The 16,287-nt window shown below is 64.0% G+C and carries 10 protein-coding genes and 1 pseudogene; 5 read left to right on the top strand and 6 right to left on the bottom strand.

From position 1 onward, the window contains the following. Positions 1-31: 31 nt before the first annotated feature. Complete coding sequence (locus EXR94_06835) at positions 32-544, top strand: TetR family transcriptional regulator (protein MSR02439.1); 513 nt, start codon at positions 32-34, stop codon at positions 542-544. Between the two features lie 60 nt (positions 545-604). Here the strand turns inward: EXR94_06835 and EXR94_06830 are convergent, their stop codons facing one another. From EXR94_06830 to EXR94_06820, 3 genes and pseudogenes are all read right to left on the bottom strand, one after another. Beyond that, entirely contained in the window at positions 605-4,183 is a 3,579-nt protein-coding gene (locus EXR94_06830; GenBank protein MSR02438.1) for an amidohydrolase, read from the bottom strand. A gap of 2 nt (positions 4,184-4,185) precedes the next feature. Then, a complete protein-coding gene (locus EXR94_06825) occupies positions 4,186-7,551 on the bottom strand; it encodes an amidohydrolase (protein MSR02437.1) in 3,366 nt (1,121 codons plus the stop codon). Positions 7,552-7,561: 10 nt separating this feature from the next. After that, positions 7,562-8,572 (bottom strand): annotated as a pseudogene (locus EXR94_06820) (hypothetical protein). A gap of 332 nt (positions 8,573-8,904) precedes the next feature. On the opposite strand from EXR94_06820, the gene EXR94_06815 reads away from it, so the two are divergent. The 4 genes from EXR94_06815 to EXR94_06800 all read left to right on the top strand — a co-directional run bounded on the left by EXR94_06815 (position 8,905) and on the right by EXR94_06800 (position 11,640). After that, complete coding sequence (locus EXR94_06815) at positions 8,905-9,825, top strand: hypothetical protein (GenBank protein ID MSR02436.1); 921 nt, start codon at positions 8,905-8,907, stop codon at positions 9,823-9,825. Positions 9,826-10,194: 369 nt separating this feature from the next. Further along, the gene (locus tag EXR94_06810) at positions 10,195-10,797 is read left to right on the top strand and encodes a TonB-dependent receptor (GenBank protein MSR02435.1); all 603 of its coding nucleotides are present in this window, start codon (positions 10,195-10,197) and stop codon (positions 10,795-10,797) included. Further along, complete coding sequence (locus EXR94_06805) at positions 10,722-11,102, top strand: TonB-dependent receptor (GenBank protein ID MSR02434.1); 381 nt, start codon at positions 10,722-10,724, stop codon at positions 11,100-11,102. Before EXR94_06810 ends, EXR94_06805 begins: the two co-directional genes overlap by 76 nt. Positions 11,103-11,121: 19 nt before the next feature. Next, positions 11,122-11,640, top strand: a complete 519-nt coding sequence (locus EXR94_06800) for a PepSY domain-containing protein (GenBank protein ID MSR02433.1) — start codon at positions 11,122-11,124, stop codon at positions 11,638-11,640. Here the strand turns inward: EXR94_06800 and EXR94_06795 are convergent. From EXR94_06795 to EXR94_06785, 3 genes are all read right to left on the bottom strand, one after another. Beyond that, entirely contained in the window at positions 11,630-13,651 is a 2,022-nt protein-coding gene (locus EXR94_06795) for a S9 family peptidase (GenBank protein MSR02432.1), read from the bottom strand. The two genes, EXR94_06800 and EXR94_06795, sit on opposite strands and share 11 nt — an antisense overlap. A gap of 69 nt (positions 13,652-13,720) precedes the next feature. Beyond that, positions 13,721-15,211, bottom strand: coding sequence for a long-chain fatty acid--CoA ligase (locus EXR94_06790; protein MSR02431.1), 1,491 nt, complete (start codon positions 15,209-15,211; stop codon positions 13,721-13,723). Continuing rightward, entirely contained in the window at positions 15,208-16,218 is a 1,011-nt protein-coding gene (locus tag EXR94_06785; protein ID MSR02430.1) for a zinc-binding dehydrogenase, read from the bottom strand. The genes EXR94_06790 and EXR94_06785 overlap by 4 nt, the downstream gene beginning before the upstream one ends. Between the last annotated feature and the right edge of the window lie 69 nt (positions 16,219-16,287).

Raw genomic sequence — 16,287 nt, 5'->3', positions numbered from 1 at the left:
ACCGTACGGTCAATTCGGCCCAGTGTTCAGGATGCTTAAGCAAGTGATTCTCGATCAATCAGTGGCGGTCGTGGTCCGGAAGGGGTTGGCGGGCTGGAGTCTCGAGGAAGTGGCTCGGGGGGCCCGATGCGCGAAGGGACTGGTCCTTTATCACTACCGGTCGAAGGCCGCACTGCTTGATCTGACGGCTGGCGAGATCGAGCGGACCCGGTGGGATCGGCGGTTCGAGGCGCTGGCTGGAGGGGACGGGATTGAGGGGATCGACCGGCTTTGGGAGGAGATCGTCGCGGAGGTCGACTCGGGCCGGTTCGGCGCCTGGGTCTCGCTGGCCGGAGCTGGATACCGTGGAACGGAGCCCCGGCGGGGGGAGTCGTTTCGGGCCGCCGTGGCCCGACTGCTCAGCCTTCCGAGCGAGGCCATTGCGGACGCGGCCTCGATCGAGGCGATGATCGAGGGCGTGACGCTGCTGCAGAGCCGGGCCACGAGTCGTGAGGTACTCCGGACCGCATACGATCGACTCTGGACCAGCATGGTGGCGCCTTGAGCCCAAAACGCAAACGGGGCGGGCCCAGAAGGCCCGCCCCGTTCCGTTCGGCGCCTCCAGCTATTTAAGACCGGCGGCGGTCACCGGTTTGAGGTCGGCCCACCACTGTTTGGCCATGGGCCGGACCCGCGGGAAGATCTCGTTCAGGGTATCGCCCTCGTAGACCCGGCCGTTTTTCACGATGTACTTGATCGTGTTGCTGTTCCGGATGTTCTCGAGCGGGTTCTTATCGAGCACCAGAATGTCGGCCAGCTTGCCGGCTTCCAGGCTACCGATGTCGGTGCCCATCCCGATCGCCTCGGCGCCATATATCGTGGCCGCCCGCAGGGCATCGTGATTGGACAAGCCTCCCGACGCCATGGCCCAGAGTTCCCAGTGATTGCCGATTCCTTGAATCTGGCCATGGGCGCCCACCGCCGCCCGCGCGCCGCCTTCAATCAGCTTCTTGATGAACTCGGCGTGACGGGAGAAGACATACTCGTCTTTGTTGAACCACCCACCCTGTTGGTAGCCAAAAGCTGAACCGCGTCGAAGCGCCCGCGAATCGATCTGACCCTTCGGCATGAAGGTGGCGAGCTTCTTGTCGCCAACCACGTCTTCAGTCGAATAGAAGTAGTTCTCACCAAACGGCCCGCCGTAGGACACCAAGAGCGTGGGCGAGTTGGTGGTTTGGCTGGTCTTGAACAACTGGACCACGTCGTCGAAGATCGGAGTGATCGGCAGCGCATGCTCGATTCCGGGATAGCCGTCCTGGGCGTGGGTCAAGTTCAGCTTGAAGTCGAGCCCGCCCTCGGTGGTGGGCATGATGCCGAGTTCCTTGGCGGCCATGAGGATCCACTGCCGCTGCTGGCGGTTGCCCGACATGTACATCTTGAGGGTCTTGGTATCCCAGTATTGGGAGTATCGCTTCAAGAAGGTCTTGGCGTGATCGAGGTCCTTGATGTTGTCACTGCCGAACAATCCGGGGCCGGTCGAGTAAATCCGGGGGCCGACCATCCCGCCCGCCTCGACTCGATCCTGGTAGCTCAGGATGTCGCTGACCGCCGTCTGCGGGTCGCGGGTGGTGGTGACGCCATACGCCAGGGTGGTCAGGTACTGCCACGCTTGGCTCGGGTGAATTTCCGGAATCAGCCACTGGGCATGGTAGTGGGTGTCGACCATGCCCGGCATGATGGTCTTGCCGGTCACGTCGATGACTTTGGCACCGGAGGGAATGACAACCTGACCCCGTGCCCCGACCGCGACGATCCGGTTGTCACGGACCACGACATCGGCGTCCTCGATGATCTCCTTGCCCTTCATCGTCACCGCGCGGCCGCCGCGAAGGACGACGACGCCTCGGGGCAGATCGCGCGCGACCTCGACTTTGATCTTGAGTTCCTCGGGCTTGTAGCCGGGCTTCTCGTCCTTCTTGGCCTTGCTGGTGTCGGGCTTGGCCTTCGTCGTGTCGGCCGCCCGCCGGTTCTCGAGATCGAAGATCTTGATCTTGATCGAATCCGGTACGGGAGTGAGGGCTTTGATCAAGCTGTCGCCCAGGGCTTTCAAGGTTTTGACGCTGTCTTGAATCGCGGCCTTGACCCGGACGCTGTCCGCCTTGGTGCGGTTGACGGCTTTGAGACTGTCATCGACAATCTTGGCCCGGTCCAGATTGTAGCTGAACAGGACGTTGCCCAACGCAAAGTGGACCGACTTTCCATCGCCGCCCCACGACGGGAATTCGCCGCCGACATCGGAGAGTTTCCGAACCGACACGCCGCCCCCACCCATGACGTTGACGTTGGGCACCGGCCCGCCGACCTGGACCAGCGGCATGGAGAACACGTCGGTCTGGACCTGCGCCAGGACCCGATCGCCACTGGGAGCGATCATGATCAGACTGGCCGGCAGGAACGGCGCTCCGCCTTCCAGCGCGTCGATCAAGCGGAAATCGGCGGCCTTGACCGGTGACACCCGGCGGGGCAGGAACACGAGCTCACCCTCGGGCTCGAGGGTGGAGCCTCCAGGCACCGCGCCAAACGGCGACGGCCCGGTGATCCGGATAATCTGCTTCACGTCGGTTCCGTCCCAGCGGAACGACACCAACCCCTCTCCGAAGCTCGACGCGTAGATCCGGTCCGGCTGGCTGGTGACGAAATGCGCCACATCGCGGCCGGCCGTCGGCGCGATCATCTTGACCTCGCCGCCGGCCGCGGGAACCCAAACGAAATCGCCGCCAATGACCCCGCCGCCGTTCCCGGAGGCCTCGACAAGATCGCGACCGGCTTGGCGCGTGGCGACGATCCGAGCCCCATCGGGAGTCCAGGCCGGATTGCTATAGAGGGCGGCCGTCCGGGTCAATTGCACCGGCGGAACCGGCCGGCCATCAACGCCCGCTTTCATGAGGTGACCGGCGGCCGCGTCAGCCCAGGTGATGTAGGCGATCGACTTGCCATCCGGCGACCACACCGGCTGGTATTCTCCGACATCGGCGGTCGACACCCGGCGGGGTGTTCCGCTGGGGAGATCCATGACATAGACCCGGTCGAGCGCCACGAACGCCAGTCGCTTGCCGTCGGGCGACGCGGCCGGATTGCGGATCTGTTTGGCCACCAGGTTGGCCGTGGTATCGACCCGATAGACGAATTTCACCTCGGGCCCGACGTCGAGTTTCACCTCGACGCTGAAGGGGATCTTGGCGGGGGCCGATTTGTCGACCGGCACTCGCCAAATTTCGCCCCCGTACGAGATAATGACGGCCCGGGAGTCGGGCGTGAAGGCGTAGCCGGGCAAGGCATCGAGGGTGGCCCGGGCCTCGATATCATCGCGTTGAATCGGATGCGCCAACCAGCTTTCATCCCCGGTGACGAGACTCCGGATCCGAAGGCCGGTATTCGCTTCATGGCGGGAGGCATAGGTCAGCCACTTGCCGTCCGGTGACACGGCCGGGCGGAACCCGGACCCATACCGGCTCGAGAGTTCGGTCATGGCACCCGTCTGTCGATCGTACGACCCGATTTGGTACTGGGGAAACACGGCATTGTAGTGCCAGTCGCCGGACCGGGCCGCGAACCAGACGTACCGGCCATCCGGACTGAAGGCGGCCCCAAGCGTCTTGAGGTTCGCGGTCTGGGGACCGGGTTGAATCAGCGGAAAGCCCGAGCCGCCATCGACCGGATAGAGATGCAGCTTGGCCGTCGGGAAGGTGCCGCTACCCCGGCTCACGACAATGGATTTGCCGTCCGGCGACCACTCCGGCGAGACGTACTGGAAGGCGCTGCCCTGGGTGATTTGGGTGGTGTCCGACTTGTCGAGCATCATGGTGAAGAGGTTGTCGCCGCCGCTCCGGTCGGATACGAAAGTGATCCTCTTCCCGTCGGGGCTGAACCGCGGCTGGGCGTCGAACGCCATGCCGGTCATCAACGGCGTGGCGTTGCCCCCTCCGATCGGCATCGTGTAGATGTCACCCAGCAGGTCGAACACGATGGTCTGACCATCGGGGCTTACATCCAAGGACATCCAAGTGCCCTTGGTGGCGGTGAATTCGCTTTTCCGCTTGGCTTCCAGCGGCAAGGGCTTCGGAGGCGGGCCGCCGGGACCGGCCGGGGCCTGAGCGAACACAGGAGAGGCGAGGAGCGCCGCGAGAATGAGTGAGCGAGTCATGGTTAGCGGGTCCCCGTGGTGTTGACCGGCGCGGTTTGACGCCAAGGTTCGGTCGGCGCCGCTTTCTGCCGCGGCCAGATTTCGTTCAAGGTATCGCCCTCGTAGAGGCGGCCGTTCTTCATCACATACTTGATGGTGTTGGTGTTTCGGATATTCTCGAGCGGGTCCTTATCGAGGATCACGAGATCGGCCAACTTGCCCGATTCGATCGAACCCAGGTCTTTTCCAAGGCCGATGGCCTCCGCGCCGCACAGCGTGGCGATCTTCAAGGCGTCGTGATTTTTCATCCCGCCGCTCTGCATCGACCAGAGTTCCCAGTGAAACCCGAGGCCCTGGAGTTGGCCGTGACTCCCGACCCCGCTGCAGGCGCCGGCTTCGATCAAGTGCTTGTTGAACTCCGCGTGTTTCTTGAACATGTACTCCGATTCGTGGGCCCACCCGCTCGGACCGGGCCCCGCACCGCGCCGTCTGGTGTTGTTATCGAACTCTTCCGACGGCGTAAAGTGGCGGAGTTTGGCGTCGCCCGCGGTGTTTTCGCGGGCGTAGTAGTAGTTCTCCGCCCACGGTCCGCCGTAGGTAACCAAGAGGGTCGGGGTGTTGGTGGTCCCGGAGGTCTTGAGGAGTTGAACGACGTCGTCATACATCGGATAGAGCGGGATGGTGTGTTCGATGCCGGGATATCCGTCCATCGCATGGGTCATGTTGAGCATGAACTGGAGCCCGCCCTCAGTGGTGGGCATCAGTTTCAGCTCTTTCGACGCCATGATCAGGTACTGGCGGGTCAGCCGGTTCCCCGACATATACATCTTGAAGGTCTTGGTGTCGTAGTAGTCGCTGTACCGCTTGAGCACGCTCCGGGCCTTCTCGAGCGATCCGATTCGGGCTCCGGAAAACACGCCCGGACCCGTCGAGTAGACCCGGGGGCCTACCATCGAGCCGGCATCGACCCGGTCCTGGTAGCTCAGCACATCGGTGGTGGCCGTCTGCGGATCGCGGGTAGTGGTCACTCCGTAGGCCAGGTTGGCATCGTAGATCCAATTGCGCTGCCAGTGAATGCCAAAGCCCGACCACATGTGGGCGTGGGTGTCGACGAAGCCCGGGATGATGGTCTTGCCCGCCACGTCGATGACGCGGGCATCGGCCGGCGCCGAGCCGCGGGGGCCCACACTCACGATCCGCTGATTCTTGATGACCACATCGGCATTGTCGACGATTTCGCCGCCGCGCATCGTGACCACTTTGGCCCCGCGAAGGACCACGGTGCCCGCCGGAATATCCCGATTGGCGGTGACTCGGACTCGCTGCTCGACCGGTTGGTACTGATTGCGAACCCGGGTGGCCGTATCGGCACCGGCCGCGCGGAGGCTGTCGTCGACCGCCAGGCCGCGGGCCACGTCGTACGACACAAACGCATTGCCGATCGACCAATGGATGGTCTGCGCATCGGCACTCCAGGTCGGGAACTCACCGCCGATATCGGTCAGCTTGAGCGCCCGGGTGGCCGAGCTGTCGATCTTGGCGACGGACACCGTCGGCACCCCGCCGCCGATCTTCGGCACTCTGACCACGTAGAGGTCGTTTCCGAACGCCGCTAGGGCCAAGTCACCCGTCGGGGCCATTCGAATCACGTCGGCTCGGGGACCCTGAACCGCTGGCTCCTTGGCACTCATATAGTCGGATGGGAGGAGATCTCCCATCGAAGTGGAAGCCGGCTTCGGCGCAAACGGCTCCCGGTATTCCGGGCCGGTACGGGCGAAGAAGCCGAGCGGGAGCGGGCCGGTGACTTGGAGGTGCTGCTTCAGGTCGGTGCCGTCCCATCGGAACGACGCCAGCGCCGCGGTGAATCCCTGCGGTGGAGCGCCGGGAGCCGGCGGGAAGAATCCATAGACATAGATCCGGCCGCTATCGGCCGTGAAGTGCGGAGCGCGCAGGTTCCCGCCAGTCGGCCTGATGGTCGTCGGTTCGCCACCGGTCGAGCTGACCCAGAAGAACTCGGCACCCTGCCCATCACCGATGAAGGGATTGATCTGTTCGGTGAGATTCCGCGTCGCGGCCCGGACCCCGACGATCCGGCGGCCGTCCGGCGACCACGCCGGGACCTGGTAGTAAGCACTGGCCTGAGTCAATCGTTGGGGTTGGCCGCCGGAGACGGTGGTCCGCATCAGGTAGCCTTCGGTGCCGTCCCAGGTCACATAGGCCAACGCCGTCCCATCCGGCGACCAGGCCGGGAAATACTCCCCGGTTTCGGCGGTGGTAACCCGGCGCGGGGTTCCGTTAGGCAAGTCCGCCACGTAGAGCTTGTCGAGCGCGGTGAAGGCGATCCGCCGGCCATCCGGGGATGGAACCGCCTCGCGGATCTGGCGCACCGTGAAGGCCGGGGTGTCTTCGATCGGGTATTCGAATTTCACCTCGGGCCCGACCGCCACTTCGGCATCGACCGTGAAGGGGATCTTGGCCGGCGCGGTTCCGTTGACCGGCACCCGCCACAATTCGCCGCCGTATGAGAGGACGATGGCCAATCCGTCGGGCGTGAAGGCGTACCCCGGCAGAAAATCGAGGTCCGGCACCGATTCGATGTTGTCGCGCTGGACCGGAAACGCCAGCCACTTCTCGTCGCCGCTCGCGAGTTCGCGGCTTCGGAGCCCGGTCTGCTGGCCTTCGCGGCTGCCGTAGACGAGCCACTTGCCGTCGGGTGACACGGCCGGGCGGATCCCGTTGCCGTATCGGGTGGTTTGAACCGTGGTGCTCCCGGTTTCCCGGTCGTAGACCCCGATCTGGGCCTGGGGCATCGCGGCATTGTATTCCCACGGGCCTTGGCGCGAGGCGTAATAGATGTAGCGGCCGTCGGGAGATGGCGCGGCGCCGAGGAAAGCGGTGCCGCCGCTGTTCCGGGTCAACATGACGCCGGTGCCTCCCTGGACGTCGTACATCGTGAGTTTCCAGGCTCCGAACCCTCCGGCGGCACTCGACGCCACGACGTATTTCCCGTCGGGCATCCATTCCGGCGACACATGGGTGCCCTGGATCCCATAGGTAATTCGGCGAATCCCGGTGCCGTCGGCGTTGCTGACGTAGAGGTTGTCGCCACCGGCTCGGTCGGAGAAGAAGACCAGCCGCTTCCCGTCAGGACTGAAGCGGGGCTGGGCGTCATAACCCATCCCGCTGGTCAGCCGGGTGGCGGTACCTCCGGTGACCGGGATCGAGTAAAGATCGCCGAGCATGTCGAACACGATGGTTCGGCCGTCGGGACTGACGTCGACCGACATCCAGGTGCCCTTGGTGGCCGTGAACTTGGCCATCCGGGCGGACTTGAGGGGCAGGCTGTCCTGGAAGAACGCGGCCGCCGCGAGCAGGAGGTGCAGGTACATGGACGAGGGCCTAGGGCTGGGGCTTCGGCGGCACGGAGTCGCGCCACCAGGGTTTGGGCAACGGTTTGGTGTCAGGGGCAATCTCGTCGACGGTGTCCCCGTCGTAGAGCTTGCCACCTCTCATCACGTAACGAATGGCTCTCGAGTTTCGAATATCGTCCAAGGGATTTCGATCCAAGATGACGAGGTCTGCCAGCTTCCCGGGTTCGATCGAGCCAAGATCCTGCTCGAGGCCGATGGCCTGGGCGCCCAGAATTGTAGCCGCCCGGAGGGCATCATGCCGAGACATCCCCCCGGACTGGATCGACCAGAGCTCCCAAGGGAATCCCAAGCCCTGGAGCTGGCCGTGACCGCCGACCCCAATTCGGCCGCCGGCCTCGACCGCGGCCTTGGCAAACTGGGCATGTTTCGAAAAGATGTGTTCCTCGGGTATGACCCATCCGGCGAGGCCAGGGTTGCCTCCCCGCCGGCGCGCCCGGGCGTCGAGCTCGGCGTCGGGAAGAAATCGCATCAGCTTGGGGTCGTCTACCACCCGCTCGGTGGCGTAGTAGTAGTGCTCGGCCCAGGGGCCCCCGTAGGCCACCAGGAGGGTTGGGGTATTGGTCGTGCCGCTGCTGACAAATAGTTTGACAACGTCCTCGAAGATCTGATAGATCGGGAGCGAATGCTCGACTCCGGAGTAACCGTCAGTAGCGTGAGTGACCTCCGGAGCAAAATCGGTCCCTCATTCCGTCGTCGGCATCAGACCTAACTCTTTGGCAGCCATGATGATCCACTGCCGTTTCTGGCGATTGCCAGCCATATACATCTTGAGTGTCTTGGTGTCGTAATATTGACTATATCGCTTGAGCACCGACCGGGCGTTGTCGAGGTTCTTGAGCTGTTCGCCAGCGAATACTCCTGAGCCAGTTGAGTAGACCCGGGGGCCGATCATCTGGCCGGTTTCAACTAGATCGGAATAGCTCAGCACATCGGTGGTACTGGTTTGGGGGTCGCGTGACGTGGTGACCCCGAACGCCAGATTCGCGAGATAGGCCCAGGGTTGCTCGAAGGCGAGTGGCTCGGCCGCCGGTCACCGGCATGGTATAGAGATCACCGAGCAAGTCGAACACGATGGTTCGGCCGTCGGTGGTCGGGTCGAGGGAAATTCAGGTTCCGCGACTGGTTTCGAGCCGGAACGAACGGGCGGCGGCTTGGAGTGGTAGTCCGGGGGCGCGGCGGGTCGTATCTTGGACGACAAGACCGAGCAGGACGCCGGCCAGCGACAGCACGAGCATGCGAGGGCTCCGATTGGGAGAATGGTTAAAGTAACTGCTCGGCACTCGGCGCTCGGCACTACAACGTGGGGGTGGGATGAGATTATTGGTGATCGTTTTGTTGGGGTTGGCGCCGGCGGTTCTGCGGGGGCAGGCTTCGGATGTTGAGGCGACGTCGTTGCTCGGGAAGCCGTTGGTGCGGCCGGCGCTGGGGGCGGCGGTGCGGGCGCTGTACGAGGGGCACTTGGGGGCGGCTCGAAAGGCGTTCGAGCACACGCCGACCAACGCCGACTCGATCATCTGGCTCGGTCGTCGGACTGCGTATCTGGGCCGGTATGCGGAGGCGATCAAGATCTACACCGAAGGTGTTGACCGCTACCCCGGCGATGCCCGGATGTATCGCCATCGGGGGCACCGGTATCTCTCGATTCGGAAGTTCGACCCGGCGGTTCGCGATTTTGAGAAGGCGGCTGAACTGACGCGGGGCAAGGCGGACGAGGTCGAGCCAGACGGCATCCCGAACGCCCAGGGGATCCCGACGAGTACCCTCCAATCCAACATCCGGTATCACCTGGCGCTCGGATACTACCTCCAGGGGGCGTTGGCGAAGGCATTGCCGTTCTATCAGGAGGACGTGAAGATCGCGGTCAATCCCGACATGGTGGTGGCGTCGAGTCATTGGCTGTACATGACGCTCCGCCGGTTGGGCCGCGAGGCGGAAGCGGCGAAGGTGCTCGAGCCGATCACCGCCGGCATGACGATCATCGAGAACGGGAGTTATCACCGGCTGTTGCTGATGTACCGGGGCGAGATCACCCCCGACGCAATTCTGACTCCGGCCGATCAGGGCGACGCGGTCCAGGATGCTACGGTGGCCTACGGGGTTGGCAACTGGCACCTGTACAACGGCCGAAAAGCGGAGGCCCGGAGGATCTTCGAACGGATCATCGCCATGCCGCAGTGGAGCGCGTTCGGCTATATCGCGGCTGAAGCCGAGCTCGCGCGGATGGTGCGGTAGATGGCAGGAGGATTGCATGCGGGTGACGAGTCGGCCGAACCGGCTTGTCACGGGTTCGGAAAATCCGCACCGTAGGGGATGTACGCCGACTGCCTCTTCTGTCAGACCGCCCTCGGCCACAACCAAGAGCTCGAGCACCTGCCGGTTGGCTTTCGACGAAGCCCGGGGCCGGCTCTGGGTCATTTGTTTGGCGTGCGCCCGCTGGAATCTGACCCCGTTTGAAGACCGCTGGGAAACGATTGAGCACTGCGAGCGGCGATTCCGGGGCACCCAGGTTCGGGTTTCCACCAGCAATATTGGTCTCGCCAAGATGCCCGAGGGGCTGGAGTTGGTCCGGATCGGAAAGCCGCTCCGGCCCGAGTTCGCGGCGTGGCGGTACGGGCAGCAGTTCCTCCGGCGCCACAACCGGCGGCTGATTCGGCGGGTTGCCGCGGTGGTGGGTACGCCCGGGCTGGTGGCGTTGGGGCCCGCCCTGGCGATGCTGGCCGGGCCGATTCCACCCTTGCTCCTGTCGGCCGGAGCGTTAGGTGCGATTTATCACCTGATGCGCCGGCCGGATCTTTCGGTCCGCTTGGGCGGCGGCCTGACGATGGAACTCTCGTCGGAGCAGATTCGGAACGCGCCGCTGATCCGGGACGACACCGACCCGGGCGGCTGGGCGCTGATGGTCCAGCACTCGAAGCGCCTCGACCGGCTCGATCTGCTCAAGTTCAAGCGGGACGTCGATCCGGGTATCTCCAGCCGGTCACCGGGGTCTCGCCGACCTATCAATTCCAGAACATCGGCGCCATCCGAAACAAAGGCGTCGAACTCGAGGCCGGACTCCGATTCGGCCGAGTGGGCCTCGACGGGCTCCTCTACACCACCAGCAGCCGGGTGGAACAGATCGGCCAGCGATATGCCGGCCCGCTCTGGAAGGGCGACCAACTGCCCGAAATCCCGAAGGCCTCCGGCTCGGCCCGGTTGACCTAAATTTGGGCCGCAATTTCCAAATCGGCGTTGGCGCCAACTACATCGGATCGTGGACCGGATACAACTGGACCGAAATCGCCATGGTGGCGGCCAACCAATCGCCGGCCAAGCCAAGCCGCCGCGACTACCTGCTGCAGTATCCCGGCTTCGTGAAACCGTATCTCAGCGTGGCGTTCGACGTGAATCGTCAACTCACGACCTATCTCAACATCGACAACCTGACGAACTCGACCCGGTTCGAGCGCCACAACGGCAATCTGCCGGCCGGCCGGCCGGTCCTCTTTGGACTCGAAGTGAAGCCCTGACCGTTGTTAGGTTAGAGCCATGACTTTCAACGCCCTCAATCGAAAAGTGCACTACTGGGCCTCGATCATCGTGGCCTTACCGTTCCTGGTGGTCATCGCCACCGGGCTGCTGCTCCAACTCAAGAAGCAAATCGCCTGGATCCAGCCGACCGAGCAACGCGGCGGCGGCACCGAACCGGCGTTGGCCCTGGCCGACATTTTGGTCATTGCCAGCCGGGTGGACGAGGCCCAGGTCCGGTCGTGGCGCGAGGTGAAACGGATCGACGTCCGGCCCGACAAAGGGCTGGTGAAAGTGACATCCGCTTCCGATTGGGAGCTCCAAATCGACGCCGCGACCGGCGCGGTCCTGCATTCGGCCCACCGCCGGTCGGATCTCATCGAGTCGCTGCACGACGGGTCGTTCTTCGGACCGGCCGTGAAATTCGGCGTCTTCCTCCCGGTGGCCACCGTGATGTTCGGGATGTGGCTCACCGGGATCTATTTGTTCGTCCTGCCCTTTTTGGTCAAGCGCCGCCGGGCGGCAAAGGTCAGTCCGTAGCCGCCGGCCGGGTCGCGAACCGGTTGAACCAATGCCGGAGATACGCCTGGGTGCGGAGGAAGTTCGACGGCTTGCTGCTGGTGCCATGCCACTCCTCGTTGAACCGGACCATTGCGGTCGGCACTTTCCGGAGCTTGAGCCCGCTGTAAAATTCTTCGGTCTGCGGCATCGGGGTTCGGAGGTCTTTCACCCCGGTCATCAGCATCGTCGGCGTCTTGACGTTGCCGATGTACATCAACGGCGACCGCCGGAGATGCTCACTCGGATCTTCCCAGGGCAATTTGGCAAAGTTGTAGTACCAGGACGCCCCGTCCGTGGTGCCGACGAAGCTCAGCCAATTGGTCACCGGACAGTTCGCCGAGGCAGCGGCGAACCGGTCGGTGTGCCCGACGATCCAGGACGTCAACACGCCGCCGCCGCTGCAGCCATAGACGAACAGGTTCTTGGAATCGACATAGCCCCGGTTGATGACGCTATCGACGCCCGCCATCAGGTCATCGAAGTCCTTGCCCGGATAGGCGTTCTTGATCGCGTTACCAAAGGCGCTGCCATAGCCGGTGGACCCGCGGGGATTGGTGAACAGCACCACATACCCGTTGGCGGCATGCTCCTGCCAGCCAAAGTTGAACCCGACCCCGTACATCGAATGCGGGCCGCCGTGAATCGACAACATCAGCGGGTATTTTCGGCTCTTGTCGAACGCCGGGGGTTTGACGATCCACCCCTGGATCCGGGTCCCATCGACCGACGGGTACCAGATCTCCTCGATGGACGCGAGGTCCTTGGTGCCGAGGAGGTCTTCATTGACCGAGGTGAGCTGGGTCATTTGCTGGGGCCGGGCCACATTGAACGCCACCACGTCGTTGGGACGGTTCCAGGCCGTCGCAATTGCCACCGCATTCCCCAGCTTGTCGATCCCGGTTACCGCCAGCAGATGCTCGCCTTTGGTAATGGCCCGGACCGGCTCGCCCGACACCGGCACGAACATCAGATTCCGGGAGCCCTTGTCCTCGACCGAGAAATAGATCCCGCTGCCGTCGGCCGCCCACATCAGCCCTTGCGGCGACCGATCGAGGCTCGACGTCAGCAGCCGGGAGCCCGACCCGTCGGCGTTCATCAGGTACAGCTTGGAGTCGACCCAGGTGTCGGTCGTCATGTCATAGCCGGTGTAGGCAATCAACCGCCCGTCCGGTGAAATGGCCGGCTGCCCGTCCGGGCCCGCCCGCCGGGTCAATTGCGTCACGGCTGTGCTGGCCAGGTCGAGCCGGTAGATCTCGCTTTCGCGCCACTGCCAGTCCGCCTCGTTGGACCGGAGCCCGGCAAACACCAGCGACCGGCCATCGGGCGCCCACTCGGGAGCTCCATGATTGTAGGGCCCTTCAGTTAGCTGCCGCGCCGTACCGCCGTCCGAGGTAACCACGAAGATCTGCTGAAAACCGAGATCGCTGAATCCCTCACGGTCACGGCGATAATTGAGCTTCTCGACGACGTAGGGGGCCTCGGTCCACTTCGCCCCGGCTGGGGGGGCCGGCATGTCGGCCACCTTCCAGGCCTCCTTCATCGGCACCATCATCCGGAACACCAAGCTCTTCCCATCCGGCGACCACTCGACATCGGTCGGGGCCTCTGGCACCCGGGTGATCTGCGTGATGGCACCCTCGGCGTCCATCCACCGGACGTGGATTTGCGACCCGGTCGGCTGGCCGTCGGCCACGAAGGCAATCCGGGTCCCGTCCGGCGACCACCGGGCGTTCCCGCCCTTGAGCAGAAACCGGTGCTTGGTCCCGTCGGCGTTGACGATCCAGAGGGCATTGTCCCACCGATCGTTGATCTTATCGATCGTGCGGCGGGTGTAGATCACCTGCTTCCCGTCAGGCGAGGCCCGGGGATCTTGGGCATCCTCGAAGTCGAGATAGTCGGCGAGCTTGAGCCGCTCTTTGGTCTGCGCCGCCGCCGACGTGAGTCCAGCGAACGCAACGAACGAGAGCACCGCGATCAAGCGACGAACCATGGGGCACCTCCTGCAGAAGTGGGGCCGAACCCGGGTAGGTTACCGCGTCCGGCGCGACGGCGCAAACGATCAGACCCGGCCGCGCAACCTGGCCTCGGTGGTGGCCCGTTCGACCAGCACGCGCCGGTCGACTTTGTGGGTTCCAGCCACCGGAATCAGTTCGACGAAAACCACGAACCTCGGATGAGCGAAGGCCGGCCCGAATTCGAGGGTAAAGGCCTTGAGTTCGGCCTCCGTCGGCGCGGTGCCCGGCGTCTTGACGACGAACGCCACCGGAATTTGCCCTTTGATTTCGTCCGGAACCGGCACCACTGACGCTTGGGCCACCGCCGGATGCCGTTCCAGCAGTTTCTCCACTTCGCCTGGAAAGATATTTTCGCCGCCGCAGATGAACATGTCGTCGGCCCGGCTCACGAAGTAGAAAAACCCCTCGGCGTCGTGACGCATGACATCGCCGGTTGAGTACCATCCGTCCCGGAGTTTTTCTGCGGTGGCCTCCGGCAGATTGAGATACCCAGGCATTAGCGCCGGGGTCTTCAGTTCGAGCACGCCCTCGCTGCGTGACGGTCCGTCGACCAGCCGCCACTCGATCTCGGCAAAGGGATAGCCAAGAGCCAAGGAGGGCCGCGGCAGCCCCTTGGGGTGCGGGCCGAATGCGATCGGGCCAGCCTCGGTCGTTCCGTAGCCGTTCCGAACTTCGGCGTTCGGGAAGATCGAGTTGACCCGGGCCACCAAGGCATCGGTCAACGGCGCCGACCCGATGGTCACCAAGCGGACCGACGAAAAATCGAGCGACGCGATCAGGTCATGTTCCCGGGCAATCAGCGCGAACATCGTCGGGATGCCGGTCAGCAGCGTGCAACGGTACTTGGCGACAGTTTCAAGAAAACTCCGGGCGTCGAACTTCGGGAGCGACAGGACCGTCATCTGGTTGGCCAACGCCATCATCGAAAAGAAGAGGCCGTTCTTGTGGTAGGTCGGCGCCACCACCAGGGTAATTTCGGCGCGGCCGTGCTCAGTCCCCTCGAAGTACTTTGCCACCGACCAGATCTGACCCGCGTGCGGGAGCGGCACCCCCTTCGGGCGACCGGTGGATCCCGAGGTGTAGAGGATTTTTGAGAGCTCGGCACTCGGTGCTCGGCGCTCGGCGCTCGGCGGCGGGGCGGTGTCGAGGTGGTCGAGGTCGAGGGTCGGGCAGCGGGCGGGAACCAGGGGCCGGCGCTCGGCGTCGACGAAGGTGGCGGCGAGGGCGGCGTCTTGGACAATGTATTCGATCGTGTCCTTCGGCAGCTTGAAGTTGATCGGGACACTGACCATGCCGGCCCGCATCGTGCCGAAATAGGCGATCATGAACTCGGCCCGGTTCGCGGCCAGAATACCGATCCGGGCCCCAGGTGCGAAGCCCCGGCGCACCAGGCCATGGGCGACGGCGTCGACGGCGCGGTCAAACTCGTCGGTCCTCCAAACTCTCGGCTGACCGGGGATCCGGAGGTCGATGAAGAGCGGGTGCTCCGGGGTCTCCCGGGGGAGGATGTCGCCGAGGTTGGTGCGGTCGATCATGGCTTGATCAGAATCTTGCCGAAGACTTCGCGGTCTTCAAGCATTCGCTCGCCCTCGGCGGTTTCCTCGAGCGTGAGCACCTTGTCGATGGCGGGGATGAGCTGCCCCGTGCGGATCAGATTCATCAGCTCGACCAGGTCGGCGGCGGTCCAGCCGTTCGAACCGATCATTTCCTGCTCGTAGGTCCACAGATACCTGGCGTCGGTAACCAGATTGAACCCGGCGGTGGCTCCGCAGGTGAGGATCCGGCCGCCGACCCGGGTGCACTTCTGAGTTTCAAGCCAGGTATCGCCACCCGTGAAGTTGACCACCACATCGACACCACCGCCCCCGGTAATCCGAGGTTTGCCGTACACCTCCCGAACCCGGTCGACGAACTTGGTTTCGCTATAGTTGACCCCGTGATCGGCGCCGAGCGTCTTCAATCGGTCGAGCTTCGAAGCGGAACTGGCGCACGCCATGACCTCGGCGCCGAGTTGCTTGGCCAACTGGACACACGCCACGCCAACCCCACCGCTCGCGCCGAGCACCAGGACCCGCTCGCCGGCCTGGACCCGGCCCCGGGTGATCATCATCCGATAGGCGGTACCGTAAGCCAACGGCAACGACGCTGCGTGCTCGAGACTCACCTCGTTGGGCACCGGAATCAGGGTGCTCGCCGGGACCTTCACGTATTCGGCCCGGCCGCCGTCCAACACCTCGCCGATCATGCCGAAGTGCTTGCCATCGCGGATGACCGGGTCGACCAGCACCCGGTCGTCCGGCTTCCAGCCCGGGACGCCCGAGCCCACGCCAACCACAACCCCGGCAATGTCCGATCCGACGATGACTGGGAGCGGAATTTTGATCCCGGGCATTCCCCGGCGGGTAAAGACGTCGTGGTAGTTGATGGCGGTGGCCGCCACTCGGAGGACCACCTCATCAGGACCCGGTACCGGATCGGGATAGTCGGATCGGAGCACTAACTGGGAACGGTCCCCGTGGGCCACGGTCACCATTGCGCGCATGGACGCCTCGTTCGGTCGGAAGTCGGAAAAGCCGCCCCAATTTAGTTACCTTTGGCTTCGTCGGAGTCG

It is taken from the genome of Gemmatimonadota bacterium (assembly GCA_009692115.1).
Taxonomy (GTDB): Bacteria; Gemmatimonadota; Gemmatimonadetes; order Gemmatimonadales; family GWC2-71-9; genus SHZU01.
This window is presented reverse-complemented; position numbering and strand designations above follow the sequence as displayed.

Bases quoted from the DNA above. Each gene is read 5' to 3' on its own strand.
- EXR94_06795 (MSR02432.1), bottom strand. From the start codon at position 13,651: ATGGTTCGTCGCTTGATCGCGGTGCTCTCGTTCGTTGCGTTCGCTGGA.
- EXR94_06830 (MSR02438.1), bottom strand. From the start codon at position 4,183: ATGACTCGCTCACTCATTCTCGCGGCGCTCCTCGCCTCTCCTGTGTTC.
- EXR94_06825 (MSR02437.1), bottom strand. From the start codon at position 7,551: ATGTACCTGCACCTCCTGCTCGCGGCGGCCGCGTTCTTCCAGGACAGC.
- EXR94_06785 (MSR02430.1), bottom strand. From the start codon at position 16,218: ATGCGCGCAATGGTGACCGTGGCCCACGGGGACCGTTCCCAGTTAGTG.
- EXR94_06815 (MSR02436.1), top strand. From the start codon at position 8,905: ATGAGATTATTGGTGATCGTTTTGTTGGGGTTGGCGCCGGCGGTTCTG.
- EXR94_06800 (MSR02433.1), top strand. From the start codon at position 11,122: ATGACTTTCAACGCCCTCAATCGAAAAGTGCACTACTGGGCCTCGATC.
- EXR94_06835 (MSR02439.1), top strand. From the start codon at position 32: ATGCTTAAGCAAGTGATTCTCGATCAATCAGTGGCGGTCGTGGTCCGG.
- EXR94_06790 (MSR02431.1), bottom strand. From the start codon at position 15,211: ATGATCGACCGCACCAACCTCGGCGACATCCTCCCCCGGGAGACCCCG.